This is a genomic window from Pseudomonas sivasensis, assembly GCF_013778505.1.
GTDB classification, from domain to species: domain Bacteria; phylum Pseudomonadota; class Gammaproteobacteria; order Pseudomonadales; family Pseudomonadaceae; genus Aquipseudomonas; species Aquipseudomonas sivasensis.
Map to the genome: position 1 here is coordinate 132,061 of NZ_JAAOWU010000005.1, position 24,763 is coordinate 156,823.

Genomic DNA, 24,763 nt, shown 5'->3' on the forward strand with positions numbered 1-24,763 from the left:
TCATCCCGGATAAGTCGTGTGCAAAGTAGCGACCAGGCGCACCTGCTCTTCGTAGGCGTTGGAAAACTCGTTACGCAACAGATGTTCGCCCGAGGTTTGCTCATTGATCAGGCTCCGGTAATGGCGTTGGTAAGCCCGCCAATGAGATCCATCCGTTGAGAACCTGGCCGGTGTGCTCTGGCGCTCGAAGCACAGCAACAGATGGCTGGGTGCAAATGCCGCAACCGCGCCGCGCATTGCGGCACGGCAGGCAACGACCAAGGCCAGTTGGTGGACTTGCATATCCCGGAACGCCTGGGCGACTGCTACCTCAGCAGGTAACTGCCCCAACTCGCCGGGGCCCAACAGTGCGGTCAAGGCTGACTGGGTATCGGCGCACTCATTCAAGGGGTTGTAGCGCTTGAGCGCAGGCGAGGTCCGGCCCAGATCCAACTCTGCGTTCAACTCATCGCGAGTCCGCAGACTCTGCTGCAGACCTTCGATGGTTTGCCTGAAAAGACCCGCCACCTTCAGCGCGACGGCCTCGCACGCCGGTGGATCGAGCGCATCCAGCTGCATGCCCAAAGCCTCGGCGAATTGGGACCAGAAGGGGTCACGGGCGGGTGCAGCAACCTGCTCTGCTGGAGTCAAGACCTCATCCGCCAATGGCCCACTCCATCTGGGCACGATCAAGTGATCCTGCTCGACGGCGCCGTGAAAAAGTGCACCGTTCGCTTGCTCGGCCAAGGGCTTTGACACCTCCAGCCCCTCGGTTAAATCGCCATACAGTGCTTCACAATCCAGCGCATGCAAGGGGTCCAGCACCAAAAAGGCATCGTCAGGAATCCTGTCGGTGCGGAACAACGGCTGCTGGCCAATTTGTGCCCCCCGGGCCATCACCCGCGCACGGATTTGCACCGCGCCCAATTGGTAGACATCGCCCTCGCTGATCAGTCGTGCTTGCCCCTTGCCCAAACGTTCCGTACTGCCCGACACGCCAATGCCGTTACTGCTGATATCCGTCAAGAAATACTGCCCCTCCCGGTAACTGACCAGACCGTGATGACTGGAAAGCAACCGACTGGCGTCGGGAATGACCCAGTCACAACCCGCCCCGCGGCCGATCACGCCGCCTACGCCATCAAATGTTTTGACGCAAGCAGGCTCACCGCTTTCGGCATTACACACCTCAAACACTAATTGCATGGCAAGGCTTCCCTGTTCAATCGCTGCGACGGGTCGCCTGGGGATCACCCAGCGGACGGTAGTCAGCATCATCAAAAACGTAATTGGCGTTGCAGCCGCTCAACAAACACAGGACAAGCCCCAAGGCTTTCCACGTACGAAGAGGCATCAGGTATCTCCAATGAAAGTAAGGCTGGCCACTAAGAGTGAGGTCTGTATGTGCATGAATCAGCCTCCCCCTCGAACGTCGCCAACAGGGATTTTCAAGCGTGTAAGGCGGTAGAGCAGCGTGCGGCGAGCGACACCCAATTCACGTGCTGTGCGGGTCCGATTGCCACGATTCTTGTGCAGGCAGTCGATCAGGAATGCCCGTTCAACCTGCTCCAGGCGCTGGCGCAATGTTGCGTCAACGGGAGTAGCGCTCGACGCGGACGACAGCGATAGGTGCTCCGGCAGCACCACTCCGTCGTCACAGAGCAGCACCGCGCGTTCCACCAGGCATTTGAGCTCACGAACATTGCCGGGAAAAGCGTGGCACGACAGTTGATCCAAGGCGGCAGCAGACCATTGCACCAATGTGCGACCCAGTGCCGAACAGGCCGATTGGGCGAACTGTCGCGCCAACAGCAACACATCGCCGTCCCGCTCACGCAAGGCCGGTAATTCGATCGGGAACTGCGCCAGTCGGTAATACAAGTCCTCGCGAAACGTACCGTCGGCCACCATTGCACTGAGGTCGCGATGGGTCGCAGCGATAATCCGCACATCGACCTTATGGGCCGCACAGGCTCCCAGCGGTCGGACCTCGCCTTCCTGCAGCACCCGTAGCAGCTTGGCCTGGAGCGACAAGGGCATATCGCCGATTTCGTCCAAGAGCAATGTGCCGCCATTGGCGGCGTCAAATAGCCCGACGTGGTTACGTTCCGCACCTGTAAAGGCGCCTTTGCGATAGCCGAACAGCTCGCTTTCCAGCAGCCCCTCGGGAAACGCCGCACAGTTCTGCACCACAAATGCTTTGCTACCGCGCGGCCCAGAGGTATGGATGGCCCGGGCCACCACTTCTTTTCCGGTTCCGGTCTCCCCGCGCAGAAGCACTGTGTAGGGAGCATTCAGCACCTTACCGATCAGACGGTAGGTTTCGTCCATGGCTGTGCTGTTGCCGGTCAGCCCATAGGTGACACGAGCGGTGGGTGCGCAGCCTTTGGCCTGGGAAGCGATGTTCGCAGGACGCCCCCGTCGCAACAAAGCCCGTTGACTCAAGGCGAAGCTACCCAATTGACTTAACGACGGGCCGTAGTTCTGCAGCCACCTCGGCTGCCGGCTGGCGCACAGCAATAGACCCGCGACCGCGTTGTGGCGACCGACCAGCGGAACGCATACCAGTGAGCGCCACGGCACTGTTGTCGCCGGTAAAAACCCGCTCTCATACACGCTGTCTTCCAGGTTCTCCAGGCTCAGGGAACAGCAACGACTGAGGACGTAATGCAACAGTTGCTGATGCTGAAAGTCGGGACCGCAAGCGAGGTCGCCCGGGGGCAGCGCGCCGGGCAAATGCTGGGCGATCAGATCGAGTCGACCTGTGCTCTCGTCACACCCGTACAACTGGCTGAGTTCGCATTGACTCAGTTGCGCTGCCGCTGCAACACACAGGTCTGGCAACGTTGACTCGTCACTGTCGATACCCATTCGGGTGAACCAGGCCAATAACGACTCGGCATAGGCCAGCGGCTCGGGTAGCTGGGCAAACCCACTGTTGGTCATAGGCTGAACTCGCAGATCGGCTGCCCGTCACCATCCAGACTGGCATGCACCAGCGATAGGGACTCACCCATGGCCATCGCCCCCAAAAGCCGATCGACTATCTGCGGCAACAGATGAATCTCGATCCAGTGATCGATGTACCGCGCACCGCTGTCGCTATGGGTGCATCGCTCGGCCATGTGAGTGACGAGCTCTGTCGTATAGCTCAATGCCAACTTGCGCGACTGCAACCTTCGCCCAAGACGGTCCAGCTTGACTCTGGCCAGGTCATGCAGCACCGCACCCACAACCGGGTAATAAGGCACGACCCGCATCCGGGCGAGCAGTGCCGGTTTGAAGTAGTCGCGCAACGCGGGGCGGATTGCGTCTTGCAGCACCTGGGTGTCAGGCCGCAGACCTCCAGCGCATAAGTCGACGATGCACTCGCTGCCCAGGTTGGAGGTCATCAGGATCAGCGTATTGCGAAAATCGATTTCCCGGCCCTCTCCATCATTGGCCAGCCCCTTGTCGAAGATCTGATAGAACAGGTTCAACACTTCAGGGTCGGCCTTTTCGACTTCGTCGAGCAATACCACCGAATAGGGTCGCTGACGCACAGCCTCGGTCAACACACCCCCCTCGCCATACCCGACATAACCGGGTGGTGCGCCAATCAGCCGGGACAGGGCATGTTTTTCCTGAAATTCCGACATGTTGAGGGTGGTGACAAAACGCTCGCCGCCATACAGCAAATCACCCAGCGCCAAGGCCGTTTCGGTTTTGCCCACGCCACTTGGGCCGACCAACAAAAATACACCGACCGGCGCTTCGGCCTTGTTCAGCCCGGCCGCCACGGCACGCAAGTTGCGGTCGAGCGCCTGTATGGCGGGTTCCTGGCCGAGAATGCGCGAGCGCAGAGCATCGGCAACCCCCAGCACCGATTCACTGTGTTCAAGGGACAACTGCTCAACGGGAATACCCGTCCATGCGCCGATAACCTGTGCCACCCGTCGCGGGCAAACGTGCACCTGGTCCGCCAGCACCCGTTGTTCGAACCAGTGCTGTTCCAAACGTTGACGCTCACTCTCGATAGCCGCCAATCGCAGGTTCAATGCGTGCACAGCCTGCTCATCCACCGCAAGCCCCGCGTCTCTGTCTCGACTCAGCGCGTCCCGTTGCCGCGAGCCTTCAGCCTGTTCGGTGCATAAACGCTCTAATGCCTCGGGCATCGTTACCTGACTGATGCGCGCACGGGCACAGGCGGTGTCCAGCACATCCACGGCCTTGTCGGGCAGCTGACGCCCAGCCAGGTAGCGTGCGCTCATTTGCGCCGCCGCCACGACCGCATCGTCACGGATGTACACCCCATGGCTGGCTTCATACGCCGGAACCAGACCACGCAGGATCGAAATCGCCTGCTCCACGCTGGGCTCACCGACCAGCACAGGCTGGAAACGCCGCGCCAGGGCAGGATCTTTTTCGAAGTACTTCTTGTATTCGGACCAAGTAGTGGCCGCCAGGGTGCGCAATTCGCCCCGGGCCAGGGCTGGCTTGAGCAGGTTGGCTGCGTCGCCGGCTCCCGACTGAGCGCCCGCGCCCACCAAGGTGTGCGCTTCATCGATAAACAGAATCACCGGTTGGGGCGACGCATTGACTTCGTCGATCACGCCCTTGAGCCGTCGTTCGAATTCGCCCTTGATGCTGGCACCCGCTTGCAGCAAACCCATGTCCAGGGTCAGCACCCGCACATTCTGGAGCGGCTCCGGTACTTGTGAACTGGCGATGCGCAACGCAAGACCTTCGACAACAGCGGTCTTGCCTACCCCTGCCTCCCCCACAAGGATCGGATTGTTTTTGCGTCGACGCATGAGGATGTCGATCAACTGACGAATCTCGCCATCACGACACAGCACCGGGTCGATACGCCCTTCGCGCGCCTGGCGTGTCAGGTCATGGGTGAAACGTGCCAGCCATGACTCGTCGCTTGCGGCGGGGATGATGTCCGGGCGCTGGCTCAGCACGAAGCCCTGTACGCGCTGTGTATCCAAACGGCTCAACAACGCGTAATAGCGACTGCCTGCGTGTTGCAACGGGTGATGCAACAGCGCCAGTAACAGCGCGCCGTGGTCCACTTCGGTTTGGCGCAACTCCAGATGAGCAACCAACAATGCCTGCTGCAACCATTGCACGAGGGCTTGGGCAAACACCGGGTTACGTGAAGCACTTCCCTCCCCCTTGGGCTGCAGCGTTGCTTGCAGCGTCTGTGCTTCGATCCCCGCGTCGGCCAAGGCTCTCATTAAAAGGCCATCGCGATGTTCCAGCTGGGCCAATAGCAAGTCTTCTACAAGCACTTCCCTGCCACCACGCGCCACACAACGCTCAGCCGAGCGCTCCAAGTCTTGGCGGACCGCAGGCGTCAACGTCCGGATAAGTTGTTGCAGGTCTACATTCATCATCAAGAGCCCCTAGTGAGCGTTGTTGGCCACGATGACCACACCGTCGGCGCATTCGTGTGCCAGCCAACTGGTCCAACCCAGCCTGCAGAAGTTGTATTCACCCACGTGCAACGGCCTGATGGACTCCTTGTCCAGCACCAGGCGCAGGTCGTAATCCAGCGGGTCGCGAGCGGTCAGTCGTACCAACGCACACAGCAGCGGATAGTCCGCACCCGTAGGCAAAAAACCATGGAACTGCTGCCAATCCAGGCCCTGTACATGCACCCTGAACTTGCCACTGCAGTCGGCGACCCGGTCTCCCAAAACCTGGTCGGTGCCCAGCACGCTGTTGGCAACACCCAACTGGTTCAACTGCGCGGGAGTAATGACCACCGAGCGTTCGACCCACTGCTCAATAAACACGCGGTCGTGCTTGAAGTAGTAACGCAGCACTGTCTCGATTACCGCCGCCGAATGCGCCCGCAGACTAAGCAGACCCAGGTAGGGCAACAGCCGCTTGCAGTCCAACTGCGCTGCAGTGCGCAGCTGCCGGCCCTTCAACCCAATCAACGCAAACATCTGCTCGGAAAACGCGTCACGGGCCTGCGCCTGGAAGCTCACCTGGTAACGGTATTTGCGCCAGATAGGCAGCATCAGCCGTTGCAGCCGATGGTGAAACAGGTCCAGAAAATCGCGAGTGGCGTGTCCACTCGCCTCATCGGCAAACGCCTGCTCGCCGTAAAACGCCGGCAAGGGCGACCCAGCGCCACACAGCCCCAGAACGTTGAGGCGAAGACGCGCACGCAATTGACCGTGTTCAACAAAAAACTCCACCCGGTCGATGTCGTGACCGGGAAAACCAAGACCTGGGTTGGCCTGAAACTCCAACCTGTCATAGAGCGCGTCGTCATCCAGCAAGGGATGGGCGTCGCGCAGGCGCTTGATCACCTGCAAAATCGCCTGGAACAGCGAATATTCGCGGATCGCACTGCACAGTTCCTTCAAAGCAGGGGCTGCTGCCCCATCCGGGGTGGCCATAGGTACACATCTCCTTGTGTGCTGATGACACGTAGTTCGTGGTAGGCATTGAGGCTTGCGTAAAGCGCGAAGAACTCGTTCAGCACCGAGGCGAACACAAACGCTTCGCCCCTCCCGAGGAAGCCTTCGAAATCAATGCTCAGGTCAATCTGCAAGCCACGAAATGGCATTCCGCGGTACAAACGATCGACCGGCCTATGACTGATGGATCGCAACGCACCTAACCTTCTCTGGCTGACCTTTTGCGCGTGCCGGTCGTGGTAACGCGGCACGTCGTAGGTTTGCAGGAGCACTTTGAACGCGTTGATATCGGTCAGTGACAAATAGTTGAGCGACATGTTGCTGATCAGTCGCCAGAGAAAATCCTGGTCAAGGGGCGGCGCAAAACTCGTGGTCGGCGCGCAGATATTGCGAAACGACAACCCCTCCGGCGTCTGCTCACAGGGTTGATTGATGTCACCTGCCTGTAATTGCCGAGGCAGGTTGTGATTGGTACATGTCAGCTCGATCGACAGCGTTTCCTGGGCATGCACCTGCCCATTTCCAAACGTCAGCCAAGTATCGAGCCCTGTGTGGTGCGCCGACGCGCGCTGCCGAATGCTGTAGCTGGTGGGGGGCGCCGAAGCGTCGATATCGCCATCATGCTCGAAGGTTTCAAACGGGACGTACGCTTGATACCCCAACCCGCCAGGGCGCCAACCCATGACCTTATCTACGGAAAACACACAAGCATTTTCCCGCGCGTACTCTCCAGGAATCAGCAGGTACTCGTCCTGCTTGCCGTCCAGGCGTATCGGAACTGCATCATGTTTGAATAGGTTGACGATGGGCGTGCAGTACAGCTTCACGTTGCTCAAAGTGGGGCACTCGGTGGTCTGGCAGCCCACGCGCAACGTGAAGCACACTTGAATGCTGCAGATTTGCTTGAGTTGGTCCTGGGGCAACCGCTGCAGCACATCCAGCCCATTTACATCGACGAACAGATACTTTTCAGGAAAGGAGAAATACTCCTGCAAATGGCGATACCCACTAAACGTAGTGTGCGGATAGGGCATCAGCGCATGCTCCTCGGCGAACCCCACCGGTTTTACCTGCTCAGCGTCGAGTCGCATCAACAGGGGCTTGCCATCAGCCGCGCTCACAGCTCGTCCATCGCAGTCCAGTGGTCGTAACTCGATACCTTCAAGCTCGCGCAATAGGCTCAGATATAACCCTTGGCTGATGTAGCGATCTCCCGCCAGATGCAGACGTAATTGGTCGAACTCACATTCGCTGAAATTGCCTCCGGCACTCATGTCGAGGCGCAGGCTCATCAACGCCTGTTCGCCTTGGACGCAATACTCCAATGCGCTCAGTTGCAACGGCAGGATGCGGGTGTCGTAACAGGTCCGAAAGCGACAGCGTTCGCCATTCACCGCACCGCTTTCGACTGGCGTATTCCGTGCGACCATCACCCCGACGCCCGTATGCTTCAGCGGGTCAAACTGCAAAATGCTGAACGCAGGTATCGGCCGCATATAGTTGGGCCACAGCAAATGCATCAACGAGTGCGTCAGCTCTGGCAACTCGTCATCCAATTTCTGGCGCAAGCGACCGGTGAGAAAGGCAAAACCTTCCAGCAATCGCTCCACATCCGGATCCTGGCCAGCCTCCCCTAGAAAGGGCGCCAGCGCGGGATTTCGCTCGGAGAAACGCCGCCCGAGCAGACGCAACGCACTGAGTTCACTTTGGTAATACTGGTTAAAGGACATCAGGCAAGACCTCAACCTGTCCCGCATCCCGCAGGCGCGCGGTGAACACCACAGGTTGCGTCACCCCGTCGATAGAGAGCGTGGCGTCGATGGCAAACGCCAGGGCCAAAGCGTCGTGACCTCGGGGTAACGACCTCACGCGGACTTGTTTCAAGCGTGGTTCGTAGGCGCGGATAAACCGCTCGATCAATAAGCGCGACTGGCTCAAGGACTCATGCAGACTCTGGTTCATGTCATTGAGGTCCGGCATTCCGTAGTCCGGCAATGTCTGCACACTGCCCGCGCGGATGCTGAGCATTTTTCCCAGGTGAGCTGCGACAGACCTCACGCCACAGGCTGAATGCTCAGCTGGATACCCAAGTCGCTCAAACAGACTTCGGTTGCGGGTCACCCCTTGGCCCCTGCTCATTCTTTATCGAGCTTGCCAACCAGGGACAGCGTGAAGTCAGCCCCCATGTATTTGAAGTGCGGTCGTACGCTCAGACTGACCCGGTACCAACCAGGCTCACCCTCAACGTCACTGACCACGATGCGCGCCGCACGCAATGGCCGCCGCCCACGCACCTCGGCAATGGGGTTGTCCTGGTCTGCGACGTACTGGCGAATCCACTTGTTGAGCTCCAGCTCAAGGTCGGTACGCTCCTTCCACGACCCCAGTTGCTCCCGTTGCAGGACTTTGAGGTAATGGGCCAGACGATTGACCACCATCATGTAGGGCAACTGAGTGCCCAGGCGGTAATTCAACTCCGCTTCCTTACCCTCGGCACTGATGCCGAAACTCTTGGGCTTTTGTACCGAACTGGCGGAGAAAAACGCGGCATTGTCACTGCCCTTGCGCATCGTCAAGGCAATGAAGCCCTCTTGTGCCAGTTCATATTCGCGGCGGTCGGACACCAGTACTTCAGTGGGAATCTTGGTTTCGATTTCGCCCATGCTGTGAAAGTGATGCAAAGGTAAGTCTTCCACTGCGCCGCCGCTTTGCGGACCGATGATGTTAGGGCACCAACGAAACCGCGCGAAACTGTCGGTCAAGCGTGTGGCAAAGGTGTAGGCGGTGTTCCCCCATAGGTAGTGTTCGTGGCTGTTCACCACGGTTTCTCGGTAGGCAAAAGTCTTGACCGGGCATTCAAGGGGATCGTAAGGCGTGCGCAGCAGGAAACGCGGCACAGTCAGACCGATATATCGGGCGTCTTCGCTCTGGCGGAAGCTTTGCCATTTGGTGAATTGAGGGCCCTCGAAATGGTCCCTGAGATCCTTTAGATCAGGTAGGTCGGTGAAGCTTTCCAAGCCGAAAAAACCCGGCCCGGCGGCAGCGATAAAAGGTGCATGGGCCATGCAAGCCACACTGGAGGCGTATTGCATCAACTTCACATCAGGGGCACTGGGCGACAGAAAGTAGTCGGCGATGATCGCGCCCACCGGCTGGCCGCCGAACTGACCGTATTCCGCACTGTAGACATGCTTATAGAGCCCTGACTGAGTCACCTCTGGCGAGTCTTCGAAATCATCCAGCAGGTCTTGCCGCGAGACATTCAGCAGTTCGATCTTGATGTTTTCTCGAAAGTTGGTGCGTTCGACCAACAGCTGCAGGCCTTTCCAGGAGGACTCCAGCGCCTGGAAACCTGTGTGGTGAAGAATCTCATCCATTTGCCGACTGAGCTTTTCGTCAATCTCGGCAATCATCCGGTCAACCAGACGCTTCTTGACCGGTTCACCGCTGTTCTGCGGCTTGATCAGTTCTTCGATAAAGGCCGAGACCCCACGCTTTGCAATGCCGTAGGCCTCGTCGTCCGCACTCAACAGAGTCTGAGCGATGATGTTGTCGAGGATGCTGCACTCATCAGTGCTGTGTAGAGGTATCGGAGTGTGTTGAGTCGTCATGGCACCAGTGTCCTTTTACTGAGAAATATCAGGCGATTTGGCTGTTCAGGCCCAACTCTGCCAATACCCGGGCACGGGAGTCGTCATCGGCCAGAGCCTGTTCGATGGCTTTACGAAAGCTCGGCGTGTTGCCCAGCGGTCCCTTCAACGCCATCAACGCCTCACGCAGGGCCATCAGCTTGTGTAACTCGGGGATCTGCTCCACCAGGTTTGCGGGGTTGAAATCCTTCATCGAATTAATGCGTACCTGGATGGCGAGTTCTTCAACTTCGGCGCACTCCTGGAGACGATTGGGTACATTCAGCGTGAGGCTCAGCGCCTGTTTGGCCAGCACCTCATCAAGGGTGTTCTTGTCGATGGCGATGGGTTTGCGATCTTCAAGCTTGCGCAGGTCCTCACGCTGGGTGAAGTCCCCCAGCACCAGCAGTTTCAACGGCAGCTCGACTTCTTCCTGAGCACCACCGATGGCGGGTTTGAAGGTGATATTGATGCGTTCCTTGGGTGCTACCGAACCTTCTTTGGCCATGGTATTTCTCCTTTTTTTGGCTCGTGAGCCTATTCAAGTACCGCTTCAAGATCGAAGAGGCACAGCCTGCGGTGGGTGTCTTCCTTGCGCTCGCGCACGGCATGGTTTTGCGGCATCAGGTCGCAGCAGCGATGCAAGAGTTGGGTGACTTGAAACGCCAGCTCCGGTTCCCAGCGCTCCAGGCCCGAGCGTTGCAGCTCGACATCCAAATGTTCGAGCAGGATCTTCGCCAGTTCATGCTTGCCCGCGTGGACACATAAACGCGCCTGGGCCAGGCGCCAGTAAAAGCGTGCTCGATCACTGCGGGCGGCGTGCAAGCCTTGCTTGAGTTGTTGCACGGCGGCCTTGAGTCCCTCTTTGCCCAGCCGAGGCAATACATCCTGCAAAGCGATCTCCCAGGGCTCGGCATCGGCCACCACACCGGGCACTTCAGGCGCTTGCAGGTGATGGGAAACATGCAGTGCGATCCAGTCGCGAGTACTGCTGCTGGCAAAAGGAGCGCCATCGTGAAAACGAAACGCCGGTAAGTCCGGCAAGCGTTGCAGCAACAGGGCAAAGCTCACTTCCAGTTCGGTCATGGCCTGCTTCGCCTGCTGAGCCTCCAGGCATTGCCAGATCATGTGCAGCCCGTCGAACCAGAACATGGCACCTGAGAAGCAAGCCTCAAGTTCAACCAGCAGATCGGCGTGATGCCCTTGGCAAAACCGCTCCTGATAGCGTTTGAGCGTGTCGCAGGGCGGCGCGTACAGCGCGGTGACGCGCTCATTGTTGGCGTCCGGATAGCGGACGATGGCCAGCCATGCCAGCGTTCGGCTCAGGTGCAAGGCCCGCAAGTCGGTAGCGTTGTGGCGCAACCACCAGGTACACAACGGACGGGCTTGTTCTTGCAAGGCACGCAACAATTTATGCGCGTCCTTTTCGTTGTTGACCGTCAGTTCGGTTTTCAACAACGGGATGGTGGCCTGTTTGACGTGTGCAATCACGGCACTCACCCCTGTGACGGCGGGATGACCCTGCGCCGCAAGCTCCATCCGCTGGTCCAGTTGCCTGCGAATCGGTAGCAAGAGCGGCGCGCCCTCGCCCAAATTGGCAGTCCAGAGCTCATCAAGGCGCGAGAGTTGTTCCAGCAACGCTCGGAATAAAGGCTGCTGGTCCTGAAGCGAAAGGCTTTGAACAAGCAGTGTCTCAAGGCGCAAGACCAACCAGCCGAACGCCGCGCTGCGGGTGCGCAGCTTTTGTGGGTGCACCGTGGACCAATGATGCTCACAGAGATGACGCAGCAACCCGAGCCCTGCCAGCAGACCGGCAAAGGATTCGCGCTGGTACAGCGCCCACGTCAGCCAGACAGCCACGCGCAGATCTTTGGACTGCTCACGCAGCAGGCATTCGCTGATGTTCAGAGTCTTTTGCCAGTCCGGCTGGCCAGCGCCATGAATGGACTGCATCTTTCCCAGTTCAGACTCCAGGGCTTCATACTCACTCGAATACCGTATATCACCGCCAGCAAAACTTGTTTGCGAACAGGGTAGTTTGGCAAGTTCAAGATAATGAACGCAGAGTTTATCCGAGTATCCCATTTAGGACCGCACGCAATTAATCAAGGTACGAACAACAAACTAAGCAAACTTAAAATTCGCACCAGAATGTCATCTTGGCTTCGCTCGACTCGCCACGAAGTTCGCAAACCTTAGCCATGCCAATAACATTCAGCAAGCAATAACCACATACTTAAGACTTGTCCTACGGGCGACGTAAACCAAGGCATATGCTGGATATTGCGCAATAAAACCAGCCTGTCGAATCGAATATCAGCGAAAATCAATTGCCAGGCGCCCTATCGGCATGAGCAATTAAATGCGCACTTATGCGCAATTAATACCCGACAAACCGCCTCCAAACCCTCAATAACTTTCTACATGCCACGCAGACACTCAACGGACACCAAGTACTTATTGGTTCCCACACTTTCAGGCACGTTTCTTGTTATAGGCATTTCTCCAACCGGCGCAGTCGCCGGTGTGAACGACCTTTCAATCAGGCAAGGAAACCCGTCATGCCAACACCCGCGTATCTCTCTATCACCGGCGTCAAACAGGGTTTGATTACGGCAGGCACATTTACTCAGGACTCTGTAGGCAACACTTATCAGCAGGGCCATGCAGACCAGATCCTGGTCCAGGCCTTTTCCCACCAAGTAGTCGTTCCGCGGGACCCACAGTCCGGTCAACCAACCGGCCAGAGGGTTCACAAACCGCTGATGATCAGTAAGGTCTTCGATAAGTCATCACCACTCCTGTTCAGCGCCTTGACCAGCGGTGAGCAGGTCACGTGCCGCCTGGAATGGATGCGCAGCACATCTGCCGGAGCACAGGAGCACTACTTCACCATCGAACTGGAAGGGGCAACCATCGTGGACATCCAATCACGCATGCCCAACTGCCAGGACCCGAGCAATGCCCACTTCACACACTTGGAGGACGTGTACTTCACCTATCGCAAGATCGTATGGACCCACGAAGTGTCCGGCACGTCCGGGTCGGATGACTGGCGCAGCCCGGTAGCCGGTTAACCCGGCCCCGCGCAGGAACGGGCGCCAGGGACGGCGCCGTTTCTGCCAGCGGGTTAGACCATCGCCAGCGGATGCTTGCGCTTGGGCGCGCCGAAGACGCGGTCGATGGCGTCTAGATCATGCTCATCGAGCACCAGTTTGGCGGCGGCTGCGTTCAGTCGCACGTGCTCCGGCGACACAGCCTTGGGAATGGCGATCACGCCCTCTTGGCGCAACACCCAGGCCAGGGCGACCTGCGCCGGTGTGACCTCATGACGATGGGCGATCTGCTTGAGCGTCGCGCTGGACAGTAACTCACCGCCTTGCGCGATCGGGCAGTACGCCATCAAGGGCAAGTGATGTTGTTGCCACCAGGGCAGCAGATCGAACTCGATGCCGCGCTCTTCGATGTTGTAGAGCACCTGATTGGTCGCACAGGCTGGGGAGGCAAGCTCCTGCAGGTCTGCCACGTCGAAGTTGGAGACACCCCAACGACCGATTTTGCCGGCTTCGCGCAGACGCTCGAAGGCTTCAACGGTTTCTTCAAGCGGGTATTGGCCACGCCAGTGCAGCAAGTACAGGTCGATGTAGTCAGTGCCAAGCCGCTGGAGGCTGGCTTCGCAGGCCCGCGGCACACCCTTGTGGCTGGCATTGTGCGGGTAGATTTTGCTCACGAGGAACACCTGGTCACGTTTGCCGCGGATAGCTTCGCCAACCACCGTTTCGGCGCCGCCCTCGCCGTACATTTCGGCGGTATCGATCAGGGTCATGCCCTCGTCGATCCCCAGTTGCAACGCCGCGACTTCGGCGCGGTGCTGGTCCGGGTTTTCGCCCATGCGCCAGGTTCCCTGGCCGATGACAGGGACGGGAACGCCGGCCAGATCAATAGTACGCATGACAACCTCCTGATGAGTTCGCGGATTAACAGTGTGGCATTGGTCGGACAAAAGGGTTCAATCGAAGTATGGTTGCCCTTTGCCAAGTCGCGAGGAAAGACCCGCAATGCTGTTTATCGTGATGCTCGGGGGCAAGCACCCCAGGGCGAAAATCGAAGTTCACGATGTGGTGTTCGCCGCTGCGGATACGCTGGAAGCCACTTACCCGCAATTGCGCGACGGTTGGTTTGGCAGCCCCAAGGGCGTGCATATCGATTCCTGGATGGCCGTGGATGGCGTCGACGGCTGGAAGGTCGAACTCAGCCACCTGGCGCCCCAGGCCGGCGCCCATCACTTGTACTTCATCAACCTTGGCGGGTACGAAGCGAACACCTTTGGCGAGGCCCATCATTACCTGCTGGTGGTCGCGCGCAACAAACAGGAAGCCACCCGCATGGGCAAGCAACAGATGCTGGGGCATTGGTCCCAGGGTCACACCGACGGCGTGCTGGATATCGATGACTGCCTGCCCATCGACCTGGTCGACGGGCGCTACCTGCACCTCGTCCAGGCACCACACCGGGCAATCCTGCAGCGCAACGACTATATCGTGCTGCCCTGAGACCGGCCGATCAAATACCGGGAACTTTGCCAGGAAATAACCGCCTGAATCCGGTACGCTCACCCTTTTTACTCAAGGAGTTACTCCCCATGGCCAAAGCCACCGCCCGTCACATCCTCGTTTCCACTGAAGACAAGTGCAACGAACTCAAGGCCCAAATCGAAGGCGGCGCCGATTTCGCAGAAATCGCCAAAGCCAACTCCAGCTGCCCATCCAGCCGTCAAGGCGGCGACCTGGGTTCGTTCGGTCCAGGCCAAATGGTTAAAGAATTCGACACCGTAGTTTTCAGCGCCCCGGTCAACACCGTGCAAGGCCCGGTGAAAACCCAGTTCGGCTACCACCTGCTGGAAGTCACCAGCCGCCAGGACTGATCCAGTCCACGCTGATGCTACAAACAACGGCCCGCCTTTTGGTGGGCCGTTGTGCATGTGATGACTGGCGACGCTGATGCCGTTAGCGTACAAATCCCTATTCCTGTTCTTCCGGCGTTCAAGACTGATAATGCGATTGGCCTTTTCGACTCTATTTCGCTCTACCCTCGCCCTGCTGCTGGCCAGCACCGCCGTGATCGCGGCCCCCCAACCGTCACTGACGGTGTACGGCGAACCGGCCAAGTACCCCGCCGGTTTTACCCATTTCGACTACGCCAACCCCAACGCGCCCAAGGGCGGCAGCCTGCGGCGTTCGGCCATCGAAATCGGACGCTTCGATCATGTGCTGCCCTATATCGACAAAGGCATCGGCGTGTCACAGGTTGACGGCTGGCTCTACGCGCCCCTCGCCCTGCGCTCCCTGGACGAACCCTATACGGTCTACGGCCTGGTCGCCGAAAAAATGGAGCGCGCCGAGGACGGCCTGTCTCTGCGTTTCTACCTGAACCCCAAGGCGCGCTTTGCCGACGGCAAACCCATCACCGCCGAAGACGTACGCTACAGCTTTGATTTATTAATGACCCAAGGCAGCCTGCGTTTTCGCACACTGTTCGCCGACGTCAAGCACGTCGAAGTGGAAGGTGAGCGCCAGGTGCGCTTCGACTTTTCCAGCAACGAAAACCGCACCCTCCCCCTGGATATCGCCACCCTGCCGGTGTTCCCGGAGCACTGGTGGAAGACCCGCGACTTCGCCAATGGCGGCGGCTACGAAGCCCCACTGGGCAGCGGCCCGTACAAGGTCAGTAAGGTCGACTCCGGCAACACCATCACCTTTACGCGCGACCCTGACTGGTGGGGCAAAGACTTGCCCGTCAGCCGTGGCCTGTACAACTTCGATCACCTGAGCCTGGAGTTTTTCGGTGATACCGAAGTAGCCCGCCAGGTGCTGCGAGGCGGCGCCTACGATTTCAATCGTGAATTTTCCGCCACCGGCTACTCCATCGGCTACAACGGCCCTGCCCTGGACGATGGCCGCCTGCAACGCGCTCACCTGGCCAAGGAAATGCCGCAACCGGCCCAAGGCTATGTCTTCAACGTGCAGAAGCCGGTATTCAAAGACCGCCGCGTGCGCCAGGCCTTGGCAATGCTGTGGGATTTCGAATGGGCCAACCGGCAGATGATGCGAAATATGTACATTCGTCAGCAGAGTTTCTTCTCTAATAGCCCGCTGGCGGCTACCCAACTGCCCACCCAGGAAGAGCTGGCGATTCTTGAACCGTTGCGTGGGCAGATCCCTGACGAGGTGTTTACCCAGGTGTTCAAGGCACCGGTCACCGACGGCAGCGGCATGATCCGTGACAAACAGCTCCAAGCACTGGCCCTGCTGGAAGAGGCCGGTTGGAAACCCAACGGCGACAAGCTGGTAAACGCCGAAGGCGAACCGCTTGAGTTCACCTTCCTCAATGCGCAGGCCGGTCTGGAGCGACTGTTACTACCGTACAAACGCAACCTGGCGCAGATCGGCATCACCCTTAATATCCGTCGCATCGACTCCTCTCAGTACGTCAACCGTTTGATGACACGGGACTACGACATGATCGTCACCGGGTTTCCTGTCACCACCTCGCCGGGCATGGAGCTGTACAACTACTTTGGTTCCAGCGCCGCTTTTGATTCGGGCGCAAACAACTACATGGTGCTCAAGGACCCGGCGGTTGACGCCTTGATCAAAGGTCTGGTCAAAGCCGACACACAGGCGCAGATGCTCACCTACGCCCATGCTCTGGACCGGGTGCTGCAATGGAATTACCTATGGATCCCCAATTACTACCCGCCCGGTACGTCCGCCGCCTGGTGGAACCGTTTCGGCCGCCCGGCCATCGAGGCCAAGAATGACGAGGCCCTGGAAACCTGGTGGGAAGTCAGCCCCACACCTCTGACCACTGAGCAGATGAATGCCGAACTGAAAAAACGCGGAGGAGCGCACTGATGTTTGCCTATATCGTGCGGCGCCTGCTGCTGATCATCCCAACCCTGGTGATCATCCTGCTGGTGAATTTCGTGATCGTGCAGGCCGCCCCCGGTGGCCCGGTGGAACAGGCCATCGCCCACTTGCAGGGGATTGGCGGCGGCGGTGTCGGCGGCTCATCCGGCGAAGGCATCAGCAGCGGCTCGCGGTCCAGTCGGGGCCTGGACCCGAAGCTGATCAAGGACATTGAAAAACAGTACGGCTTCGACAAGTCCGCACCGGAACGCCTTTGGCTGATGCTCAAGAGCTATGCCCAGTTGGATTTCGGCAACAGCTTCTTTCGCGGCTCGACGGTGATCGACCTGATCCTGGAAAAGATGCCCGTCACCATTTCCCTCGGGCTGTGGGCCACGCTGATCACTTACCTGGTGTCGATCCCGCTGGGGATACGTAAGGCGGTGCGCCACGGCAGCAGCTTTGATGTGTGGAGCAGCACTGCCATCGTGATCGGCTATGCGATGCCAGCGTTCCTGTTCGCGATGTTCCTGATCGTGGTGTTCGCCGGCGGCACCTCCCTGAACTGGTTCCCGGTGCGCGGACTGGTGTCGGAGAACTTCGAAGAACTGAGCACCGTGGGCAAGATCGCCGACTACTTCTGGCACCTGGTGTTGCCGGTGACGTCTTTGGTAATCGGCGGATTCGCCACCCTGACCATTCTCACCAAAAACTCGTTCCTCAATGAAATCACCCGCCAATACGTGGTGACCGCGCGGGCCAAAGGCTTGAGCGAACGACGTGTGCTGTACGGCCATGTGTTCCGCAACGCCATGCTGCTGGTGATCTCGGGGATTCCCCAGGCATTTATCAGCGTGTTTTTTGCCGGCTCCTTGCTGATCGAGGTGATTTTCTCCCTGGATGGCCTCGGTCGCATGAGCTACGAAGCGGCGGTTTCGCGGGATTACCCGGTGGTGTTCGGTTCGCTGTTTATCTTCACCCTGTTCGGCCTGCTGATAAAACTCATCGGTGACCTCTGCTACACCCTGGTGGACCCGCGTATCGACTTCGCCGCGAGGAACGCCTGATGCTTAACTTGTCTCCCGTGGCACGCCGACGCTTCGAGCGTTTCAAGAAAAATCGCCGTGGCTGGTGGTCGCTGTGGCTGTTTATCGGCCTCTTTATCCTGACCCTCGGCGGCGAACTGATCGCCAACGACAAACCCCTGGTGCTGAGTTTCAAGAACGAACTGTATTTCCCGGTGTTCAAGCGTTACACCGAGCAGCAGTTCGGCGGCCAGCTGCCGTTCCAGGCCGACTACCGCAGCGACTATGTGCAAAAGCTGATCAAACAGGACGGCGGCTGGATGTTGTTCCCGCCGATCCCTTTCAGCGATGACACCCCCAACTACGAACTGACCCGCCCTGCCCCCAGCCCGCCCTCGGCGGTGAACTGGCTGGGCACCGATGACCAGTCCCGCGACGTGCTGGCGAGGGTCATTTTCGGCGCGCGGGTGTCGATCCTGTTCGCCCTGGCGCTGACGGCCATCAGCGCAGCCATTGGCATCGCCGCCGGGGCTTTGCAGGGTTACTACGGCGGCTGGGTCGACCTGATCGGCCAGCGGGTACTTGAGGTCTGGTCCGGTCTGCCGGTGCTGTACCTGCTGATCATTCTGTCGGGTTTTGTCGAGCCCAATTTCTGGTGGTTGCTGGGGATCATGGCGCTGTTTTCCTGGCTGGCCCTGGTGGACGTGGTGCGCGCCGAGTTCCTGCGCGGGCGCAACCTGGAGTACGTCAAGGCCGCACGGGCGCTGGGCCTGGGCGACGGCAAGATCATCCGCCGACATATCCTGCCGAATGCGATGACCGCCACCTTGAGCTACCTGCCGTTTATTTTGACCGGCGCGATTTCCACCTTGAGCGCCCTGGATTTCCTCGGCTTCGGCATGCCGGCGGGCAGCGCATCCCTGGGCGAACTGATCGCCCAGGGCAAGCAGAACCTGCAAGCGCCATGGCTGGGCCTGACGGCGTTTTTCACCTTGGCGCTGATTCTGTCGCTGCTGGTCTTTATTGGCGAGGCGTTGCGTGACGCCTTCGACCCACGTTCATGAGTGAGTCCCTATGAACCTGATCGAAATCCGCGACCTCAGTGTCGCCTTCAGCGGCCAGACCGTGGTGCGTAACCTGAGCCTGGACGTGCGCCCCGGCGAGTGTTTGGCACTGGTGGGCGAGTCGGGCTCGGGCAAGTCGGTGACGGCCCATTCGATCCTGCAATTGCTGCCCGAAGCCGGCACAGCTACCACGGGCTCGGTTAAATATCGCGGCCAGGAGTTGATCGGCGCGTCGACGGCGACCCTGCAGAAACTGCGCGGCAACCGTATCGCGATGATCTTCCAGGAGCCCATGACCTCCCTCAACCCGCTGCACAGCATCGAAAAGCAAATCGGCGAAACGTTGCTGCTGCACAAGGGCATGGGCGGCAAGGCGGCGCAGGCGCGCATCATTGAACTGCTCGAACTGGTGGGCATCCAGAAACCCCAGGAGCGCCTCAAGGCTTATCCGCACCAACTGTCCGGCGGCCAACGCCAACGCGTGATGATCGCCATGGCCCTGGCCTGCGAGCCGGAGTTGCTGATTGCCGACGAACCCACCACCGCGCTGGACGTGACCGTGCAGCGCAAGATCCTGCTGCTGCTCAAGTCCTTGCAACAGCGCCTCGGTATGTCGCTGCTGTTGATCAGCCATGACCTCAACCTGGTGCGCAGCATCGCCCAGCGCGTGTGCGTGATGCGCGCCGGGGAGATTGTCGAGCAGGCTGACTGCGAGACCTTGTTCACGGCGCCGCAACACCCTTACAGCCGCCTGTTGCTGGACGCCGAGCCGTCCGGCGATGTGCTGTGCAGCGATCCGCGCGAGACCGTGTTGGAAGTGGATGACCTGACCGTAGAGTTCCCCCTCAGCGGTGGGCTGTTTCGGCGCAAAACCTACCTGCGCGCCGTGGATGGCATCAGCCTCAACGTGCAGCGCGGCAAGACCCTGGGGATTGTCGGCGAGTCAGGCTCGGGCAAATCCACCCTGGGCCAGGCGATCCTGCGCCTGCTGGATTCCACCGGCAGCATCCGCTTCCAAGGTGAATCCCTCGACCCGCTGAACCATCAGCAAATGCGCCCATGGCGCAAACAGATGCAGGTGGTTTTCCAGGACCCTTACGGCAGCCTCAGCCCGCGCATGTCGGTACAGCAAATCATCAGCGAAGGCTTGGAAGTCCACGCGCCGTGCAGCCTCGCCGACCGCGACGCGCAAGTGATCCAGGTGCTCAAGGACGTGGGCCTAGACCCCGCCAGCCGCCATCGCTACCCCCATGAATTCTCCGGCGGCCAGCGGCAACGCATCGCCATCGCCCGCGCCCTGGTGTTGAAACCCGCGCTGATGCTGCTGGACGAACCGACTTCGGCGCTTGACCGCACGGTGCAAAAACAGGTGGTTGCACTGCTGCGCGAGCTGCAGGAAAAGTACGGCCTGACCTACTTGTTCATCAGCCACGACCTGGCCGTGGTACGCGCCATGGCCCACGACATGATCGTGATCAAGGACGGCAAGGTGGTGGAGCGCGGCGCGAGCCATGATGTGTTCGAATCGCCACAACATCCCTACACCAAGGAGTTGCTGGCGGCGGCGTGCGGGCTGTCGACATGAGCACCAGCCTCAAGGACTACCAACAGGTTCGCGGCCTGGCGATCCAGTCGCTGTTCGAGATCATCGAGCAGTCCAGCGAAGGCACGGTGATTGTCGACCGCGACGCCAATATCGTGTGGATGAATGAGCGCTACGCCAAGCGCTTCGGCCTCAAAAGCGCTGACGAAGCCATCGGCCAGCCGTGCGAGCAGGTGATTTCCAATAGCCTGTTGCGCCAAGTGGTACGTAACGACCAGCCGATCCTGCTGGATATCCAGGACACACCCAAAGGCCCGTTGGTGGTGATGCGCCTGCCGATCCACAACGACGCTGGCGCGGTGATCGGCGCGATTGGTTTCGCGTTGTTCGATGAACTGCGCAACCTGTCGCCGTTGATCGAACGCTACCTGAGCATGCAGCAGGAGCTGGCCTCCACCCGCTCACTGCTGCGCTCACGCCAGAGCAAGTACAACTTCGCGCACTTTATCGGCACCAGCGCCGCCAGCCTTGAGGTCAAACGCCGTGCCCGGCGCAGCGCGAGTGCCGAGTCGCCGGTGTTGTTGCTCGGCGAAACCGGCACCGGCAAAGAGTTGCTGGCCCAGGCCATCCACGGTGCCTCGCCGCGGGCGCACAAGGCGTTTGTCAGCGTCAACAGCGCGGCGATTCCCCACGACCTGCTCGAAGCCGAATTCTTCGGCACCGCGCCAGGCGCCTTTACCGGCGCTGATCGCAAGGGCCGTCCAGGCAAATTCCAGATTGCCCAGGGCGGCACGCTGTTCCTCGATGAAATCGGGGATATGCCGCTGCCGCTGCAAAGCAAATTGCTGCGGGTGTTGCAGGAAAAGGAATTCGAACCGGTGGGTTCCAACGAGATGCTGCACAGCGATGTGCGGGTAATCGCGGCGACCTCCATGGACCTGGAAGCGGCGATCAAGCGTGGTGAGTTCCGCGCCGATTTGTATTACCGGCTGAATGTGTTGCCGATCCACGTGCCGCCACTGCGTGATCGGTTGGAGGACATTCCGGCATTGAGCGAGGCGATCCTCGAAGAACTGCGCAGCCAGCATGAGCTGGACCGCGAGGCTCTGGCGCTGTTGGCACAGCATGCGTGGCCGGGGAACATCCGTGAGCTGCGTAATGTGCTGGAGCGGGCGGCGTTGCTGAGTGATGACTTGGTGTTGAATGCCACGGACATTCGCGCGGCGATCGGCACGTTCAGCCCCGTGGAGCGCGGCGCGGTCGCAACGGTTGAGGGCGAGACATTCGCCGAGGCGCGGGAGCGGTTTGATCGACAGCTGATTGCGACGGCACTTAAGGCCTGTGACGGCAACGTGGTCGAGGCGGCCAGGCGATTGGGGCTGGGACGGTCGACGCTGTACAAGAAGATGGTGGCACTGGGCATCGCCTAATCTCCACAAAGAGACTAAGTTCTCCATATAAAGACAATCCATGTGGGAGGGGGCTTGCCCCCGATAGCATCAGGTCAGTCAACACATGTGCTGGCCGATGCACCGCTATCGGGGGCAAGCCCCCTCCCACATTTGATCTTCGCTTGTCTCGAAATTGAGACAAAACCCAAAAACACTCGAAAGAAATTAAAAAATATCCATATATTTCAATAACTTGAAAATATGGCACACATCTCGCTATAGCCCTCCCCACAGTTTCACCCACAAAAATAACAATCCGATGGAGACACACCATGAGTGTGATCATTGCCCTGGCCGCGCTCGCGCTGCTGATGCTGGCCGCCTACCGTGGCTATAGCGTTATCCTGTTTGCCCCCATCGCCGCCCTTGGCGCGGTACTGCTCACCGACCCGTCCGCTGTCGCCCCCGCCTTTACCGGGGTGTTCATGGAGAAAATGGTCGGCTTTATCAAACTGTACTTCCCGGTGTTCCTGCTCGGTGCGGTCTTCGGCAAGTTGATCGAGTTGTCGGGGTTCTCGCGCTCCATCGTGGCCGCTGCGATCCGCTTGCTTGGCACGCGTCAGGCGATGTTGGTGATCGTGCTGGTCTGCGCCCTGCTCACCTACGGCGGCGTATCGCTGTTTGTGGTGGTGTTCGCGGTGTACCCGTTCGCGGCGGAGATGTTCCGCCAGAGCAATATCCCCAAGCGCCTGATCCCGGCGACCATCGCCCTCGGCGCATTCTCGTTCACGATGGATGCCCTGCCCGGCACGCCGCAGATCCAGAACATCATCCCCAGCACCTTCTTCAACACCACCGCCTGGGCGGCGCCGTGGCTGGGGTTGATCGGCACGATCTTCGTGTTCTGCACCGGCATGCTGTACCTGGCGCGGCAACGCAACAAGGCCCAGCGCGCGGGTGAAGGCTATGGCACTGAGTTGCGCAACGAGCCTGAGACCGCCGAAAACCTCACTCTGCCCAACCCGTGGATCGCGCTGTCGCCGCTGATCCTGGTGGGCGTGATGAACCTGTTGTTCACCCACTGGATCCCGCAGTGGTACGGCAAGACCCACAGCCTCAGCCTGCCGGGCATGAGCGCGCCAGTGACCACTGAAATCGCCAAGCTCACCGCGATCTGGGCGGTGCAGGCGGCGTTGCTGGTCGGGATCTTGATGGTGCTGGCCTTCGGCTGGTCGGCGATCAAAAGCAAGCTCGCCGAAGGTAGCAAAAGTGCGGTCAGCGGCGCCTTGCTGGCAGCAATGAATACCGCGTCTGAATACGGTTTTGGTGCGGTGATTGCCTCGCTGCCAGGCTTTCTCGTGCTGGCGGACTGGCTCAAGGGCATCCCCAACCCGCTGGTCAACGAAGCAATTACCGTGACCCTGCTGGCCGGTATCACCGGTTCCGCGTCGGGCGGTATGAGTATCGCCCTGGCGGCCATGTCCGAGAGCTTTATTTCGGCGGCCCATGCGGCCAATATCCCCCTTGAAGTGCTGCACCGGGTCGCGGCCATGGCCAGCGGCGGCATGGACACCCTGCCCCACAACGGCGCGGTGATCACCCTGCTGGCGGTGACCGGCCTGACCCACCGCGAAGCCTACAAAGACATTTTCGGCATCACGATTATCAAGACCCTCGCGGTGTTCGTGGTGATCGGTACTTTCTACGCCACCGGCATTGTGTGAGGTTTTCATGACGACTTTGAATGGCAAGACCGCCCTGGTCACCGGCTCCACCAGTGGCATCGGCCTGGGCATTGCCTTGAGCCTGGCACAGGCAGGGGCCAACTTGATCCTCAACGGCTTCGGCGACGCCAGCGCGGTGATCGCGCAGGTGCAGGCGTTTGGTGGCAAGGTGGGGCATCACCCTGCGGACGTCAGCGACCCGGCGCAGATCGCCGATATGTTCGCCTACGCCGAGCGTGAGTTCGGTGGCGTGGACATCCTGGTCAACAACGCCGGCATTCAGCATGTGGCGGCGGTGGAAGAGTTCCCGGCCGAACGCTGGGACTCAATCATCGCGATCAACCTGTCCTCGGTGTTCCACAGCACGCGCCTGAGCCTGCCGGGCATGAAGACCAAGGGCTGGGGGCGTATCGTTAATATCGCCTCGGTTCACGGCCTGGTCGGTTCGGTGGGCAAGGCAGCCTATGTGGCGGCCAAGCATGGCGTGATCGGTTTGACCAAAGTGGTAGGCCTGGAGACGGCAACCAGCAATGTGACCTGTAATGCGATTTGCCCCGGCTGGGTGCTGACGCCGCTGGTGCAGAAGCAAATTGATGATCGCGTAACCAAAGGTGTGGACCCGCACCAGGCGCAGCATGATTTGCTGGCGGAGAAACAGCCGTCCCTGGAGTTTGTGACGCCGCCGCAGTTGGGTGAGTTGGTGTTGTTTTTGTGCAGCGAGGCCGGTGCGCAGGTACGTGGCGCGGCGTGGAACATTGATGGCGGCTGGCTGGCCCAATAAAAACAGACACTGGCGTTCTAAATTGTGGGAGGGGGCTTGCTCCCGATGGCGGCGGGTCAGTACCACACGGGCTAGCTGATACTCCGCTATCGGGAGCAAGCCCCCTCCCACAGTAGAATTCTATTGTTTTGAAGACTTGCATAAAAACAATGATGGCGGCTGGCTGGCCCAATAAAACAGACACTGGCGTTCTAAATTGTGGGAGGGGGCTTGCTCCCGATGGCGGTGGGTCAGTACCGCACGGGCTAGCTGGTACTCCGCTATCGGGAGCAAGCTCCCTCCCACAGTAGAATTCTATTG

At 59.5% G+C, this 24,763-nt stretch carries 21 protein-coding genes; 10 read left to right on the plus strand and 11 right to left on the minus strand.

Annotation, left to right across the window (positions count from 1 at the left end; genetic code table 11):
• From tagH to tssA, 10 genes are read right to left on the minus strand one after another with little or no spacing between them, the layout of a single operon-like run.
• On the minus strand, nt 1-1,185 hold the full coding sequence (gene tagH, locus G9Q84_RS11445) for a type VI secretion system-associated FHA domain protein TagH (protein WP_181643424.1): 1,185 nt from the start codon (nt 1,183-1,185) through the stop codon (nt 1-3).
• Between the two features lie 16 nt (nt 1,186-1,201).
• Entirely contained in the window at nt 1,202-1,333 is a 132-nt protein-coding gene (locus G9Q84_RS29280; RefSeq protein WP_081797692.1) for a type VI secretion protein, read from the minus strand.
• Between the two features lie 59 nt (nt 1,334-1,392).
• Nucleotides 1,393-2,925, minus strand: coding sequence for a sigma-54 interaction domain-containing protein (locus G9Q84_RS11450; protein WP_181643335.1), 1,533 nt, complete (start codon nt 2,923-2,925; stop codon nt 1,393-1,395).
• Nucleotides 2,922-5,360, minus strand: coding sequence for an AAA family ATPase (locus G9Q84_RS11455; RefSeq protein WP_181643336.1), 2,439 nt, complete (start codon nt 5,358-5,360; stop codon nt 2,922-2,924). The genes G9Q84_RS11450 and G9Q84_RS11455 overlap by 4 nt, the downstream gene beginning before the upstream one ends.
• A gap of 9 nt (nt 5,361-5,369) precedes the next feature.
• Nucleotides 5,370-6,377, minus strand: coding sequence for a type VI secretion system baseplate subunit TssG (gene tssG / locus G9Q84_RS11460; RefSeq protein WP_181643337.1), 1,008 nt, complete (start codon nt 6,375-6,377; stop codon nt 5,370-5,372).
• Complete coding sequence (gene tssF / locus G9Q84_RS11465) at nt 6,341-8,128, minus strand: type VI secretion system baseplate subunit TssF (protein ID WP_181643338.1); 1,788 nt, start codon at nt 8,126-8,128, stop codon at nt 6,341-6,343. Before tssF ends, tssG begins: the two co-directional genes overlap by 37 nt.
• The gene (gene tssE / locus G9Q84_RS11470; protein WP_032886526.1) at nt 8,118-8,537 is read right to left on the minus strand and encodes a type VI secretion system baseplate subunit TssE; all 420 of its coding nucleotides are present in this window, start codon (nt 8,535-8,537) and stop codon (nt 8,118-8,120) included. The genes tssF and tssE overlap by 11 nt, the downstream gene beginning before the upstream one ends.
• On the minus strand, nt 8,534-10,009 hold the full coding sequence (tssC, locus tag G9Q84_RS11475) for a type VI secretion system contractile sheath large subunit (protein ID WP_181643339.1): 1,476 nt from the start codon (nt 10,007-10,009) through the stop codon (nt 8,534-8,536). The genes tssE and tssC overlap by 4 nt, the downstream gene beginning before the upstream one ends.
• Nucleotides 10,010-10,037: 28 nt before the next feature.
• A complete protein-coding gene (gene tssB, locus G9Q84_RS11480) occupies nt 10,038-10,535 on the minus strand; it encodes a type VI secretion system contractile sheath small subunit (RefSeq protein ID WP_032886528.1) in 498 nt (165 codons plus the stop codon).
• Nucleotides 10,536-10,564: 29 nt separating this feature from the next.
• Complete coding sequence (gene tssA, locus G9Q84_RS11485) at nt 10,565-12,112, minus strand: type VI secretion system protein TssA (RefSeq protein WP_181643340.1); 1,548 nt, start codon at nt 12,110-12,112, stop codon at nt 10,565-10,567.
• 476 nt (nt 12,113-12,588) lie between these two features.
• Between tssA and G9Q84_RS11490 the strand changes: the two genes are divergently transcribed.
• Nucleotides 12,589-13,104, plus strand: a complete 516-nt coding sequence (locus tag G9Q84_RS11490; protein ID WP_032886529.1) for an Hcp family type VI secretion system effector — start codon at nt 12,589-12,591, stop codon at nt 13,102-13,104.
• Nucleotides 13,105-13,157: 53 nt separating this feature from the next.
• On the opposite strand, the gene G9Q84_RS11495 is transcribed toward G9Q84_RS11490, so the two are convergent.
• A complete protein-coding gene (locus tag G9Q84_RS11495) occupies nt 13,158-13,979 on the minus strand; it encodes an aldo/keto reductase (RefSeq protein WP_181643341.1) in 822 nt (273 codons plus the stop codon).
• A 106-nt stretch (nt 13,980-14,085) separates the two neighbouring features.
• Between G9Q84_RS11495 and G9Q84_RS11500 the strand changes: the two genes are divergently transcribed.
• From G9Q84_RS11500 to hbdH, 9 genes are all read left to right on the plus strand, one after another.
• A complete protein-coding gene (locus tag G9Q84_RS11500; protein ID WP_032886531.1) occupies nt 14,086-14,580 on the plus strand; it encodes a DUF1543 domain-containing protein in 495 nt (164 codons plus the stop codon).
• Nucleotides 14,581-14,669: 89 nt separating this feature from the next.
• Nucleotides 14,670-14,951, plus strand: coding sequence for a peptidylprolyl isomerase (locus tag G9Q84_RS11505; protein WP_005788801.1), 282 nt, complete (start codon nt 14,670-14,672; stop codon nt 14,949-14,951).
• A 130-nt stretch (nt 14,952-15,081) separates the two neighbouring features.
• Entirely contained in the window at nt 15,082-16,941 is a 1,860-nt protein-coding gene (locus tag G9Q84_RS11510) for an extracellular solute-binding protein (protein ID WP_181643342.1), read from the plus strand.
• Nucleotides 16,941-18,002, plus strand: a complete 1,062-nt coding sequence (locus G9Q84_RS11515) for a microcin C ABC transporter permease YejB (RefSeq protein ID WP_032886533.1) — start codon at nt 16,941-16,943, stop codon at nt 18,000-18,002. Before G9Q84_RS11510 ends, G9Q84_RS11515 begins: the two co-directional genes overlap by 1 nt.
• Complete coding sequence (locus tag G9Q84_RS11520; protein WP_034104518.1) at nt 18,002-19,024, plus strand: ABC transporter permease; 1,023 nt, start codon at nt 18,002-18,004, stop codon at nt 19,022-19,024. The genes G9Q84_RS11515 and G9Q84_RS11520 overlap by 1 nt, the downstream gene beginning before the upstream one ends.
• Before the next feature lie 10 nt (nt 19,025-19,034).
• Nucleotides 19,035-20,609 carry an ABC transporter ATP-binding protein gene (locus tag G9Q84_RS11525; protein WP_181643343.1) on the plus strand — a complete coding sequence of 525 codons (1,575 nt, stop codon included), beginning with the start codon at nt 19,035-19,037 and terminating at the stop codon, nt 20,607-20,609.
• On the plus strand, nt 20,606-21,997 hold the full coding sequence (locus tag G9Q84_RS11530) for a sigma-54 interaction domain-containing protein (RefSeq protein ID WP_181640563.1): 1,392 nt from the start codon (nt 20,606-20,608) through the stop codon (nt 21,995-21,997). Before G9Q84_RS11525 ends, G9Q84_RS11530 begins: the two co-directional genes overlap by 4 nt.
• 293 nt (nt 21,998-22,290) lie before the next feature.
• A complete protein-coding gene (locus tag G9Q84_RS11535) occupies nt 22,291-23,682 on the plus strand; it encodes a GntP family permease (RefSeq protein WP_032886537.1) in 1,392 nt (463 codons plus the stop codon).
• A gap of 7 nt (nt 23,683-23,689) precedes the next feature.
• Nucleotides 23,690-24,463, plus strand: coding sequence for a 3-hydroxybutyrate dehydrogenase (hbdH, locus tag G9Q84_RS11540; RefSeq protein WP_122756553.1), 774 nt, complete (start codon nt 23,690-23,692; stop codon nt 24,461-24,463).
• Nucleotides 24,464-24,763 lie beyond the last annotated feature (300 nt).

Bases quoted from the DNA above. Each gene is read 5' to 3' on its own strand.
- tagH (WP_181643424.1), bottom strand. From the start codon at position 1,185: ATGCAATTAGTGTTTGAGGTGTGTAATGCCGAAAGCGGTGAGCCTGCT.
- G9Q84_RS29280 (WP_081797692.1), bottom strand. From the start codon at position 1,333: ATGCCTCTTCGTACGTGGAAAGCCTTGGGGCTTGTCCTGTGTTTGTTG.
- G9Q84_RS11450 (WP_181643335.1), bottom strand. From the start codon at position 2,925: ATGACCAACAGTGGGTTTGCCCAGCTACCCGAGCCGCTGGCCTATGCC.
- G9Q84_RS11455 (WP_181643336.1), bottom strand. From the start codon at position 5,360: ATGATGAATGTAGACCTGCAACAACTTATCCGGACGTTGACGCCTGCG.
- tssG (WP_181643337.1), bottom strand. From the start codon at position 6,377: ATGGCCACCCCGGATGGGGCAGCAGCCCCTGCTTTGAAGGAACTGTGC.
- tssF (WP_181643338.1), bottom strand. From the start codon at position 8,128: ATGTCCTTTAACCAGTATTACCAAAGTGAACTCAGTGCGTTGCGTCTG.
- tssE (WP_032886526.1), bottom strand. From the start codon at position 8,537: ATGAGCAGGGGCCAAGGGGTGACCCGCAACCGAAGTCTGTTTGAGCGA.
- tssC (WP_181643339.1), bottom strand. From the start codon at position 10,009: ATGACGACTCAACACACTCCGATACCTCTACACAGCACTGATGAGTGC.
- tssB (WP_032886528.1), bottom strand. From the start codon at position 10,535: ATGGCCAAAGAAGGTTCGGTAGCACCCAAGGAACGCATCAATATCACC.
- tssA (WP_181643340.1), bottom strand. From the start codon at position 12,112: ATGGGATACTCGGATAAACTCTGCGTTCATTATCTTGAACTTGCCAAA.
- G9Q84_RS11490 (WP_032886529.1), top strand. From the start codon at position 12,589: ATGCCAACACCCGCGTATCTCTCTATCACCGGCGTCAAACAGGGTTTG.
- G9Q84_RS11495 (WP_181643341.1), bottom strand. From the start codon at position 13,979: ATGCGTACTATTGATCTGGCCGGCGTTCCCGTCCCTGTCATCGGCCAG.
- G9Q84_RS11500 (WP_032886531.1), top strand. From the start codon at position 14,086: ATGCTGTTTATCGTGATGCTCGGGGGCAAGCACCCCAGGGCGAAAATC.
- G9Q84_RS11505 (WP_005788801.1), top strand. From the start codon at position 14,670: ATGGCCAAAGCCACCGCCCGTCACATCCTCGTTTCCACTGAAGACAAG.
- G9Q84_RS11510 (WP_181643342.1), top strand. From the start codon at position 15,082: ATGCGATTGGCCTTTTCGACTCTATTTCGCTCTACCCTCGCCCTGCTG.
- G9Q84_RS11515 (WP_032886533.1), top strand. From the start codon at position 16,941: ATGTTTGCCTATATCGTGCGGCGCCTGCTGCTGATCATCCCAACCCTG.
- G9Q84_RS11520 (WP_034104518.1), top strand. From the start codon at position 18,002: ATGCTTAACTTGTCTCCCGTGGCACGCCGACGCTTCGAGCGTTTCAAG.
- G9Q84_RS11525 (WP_181643343.1), top strand. From the start codon at position 19,035: ATGAACCTGATCGAAATCCGCGACCTCAGTGTCGCCTTCAGCGGCCAG.
- G9Q84_RS11530 (WP_181640563.1), top strand. From the start codon at position 20,606: ATGAGCACCAGCCTCAAGGACTACCAACAGGTTCGCGGCCTGGCGATC.
- G9Q84_RS11535 (WP_032886537.1), top strand. From the start codon at position 22,291: ATGAGTGTGATCATTGCCCTGGCCGCGCTCGCGCTGCTGATGCTGGCC.
- hbdH (WP_122756553.1), top strand. From the start codon at position 23,690: ATGACGACTTTGAATGGCAAGACCGCCCTGGTCACCGGCTCCACCAGT.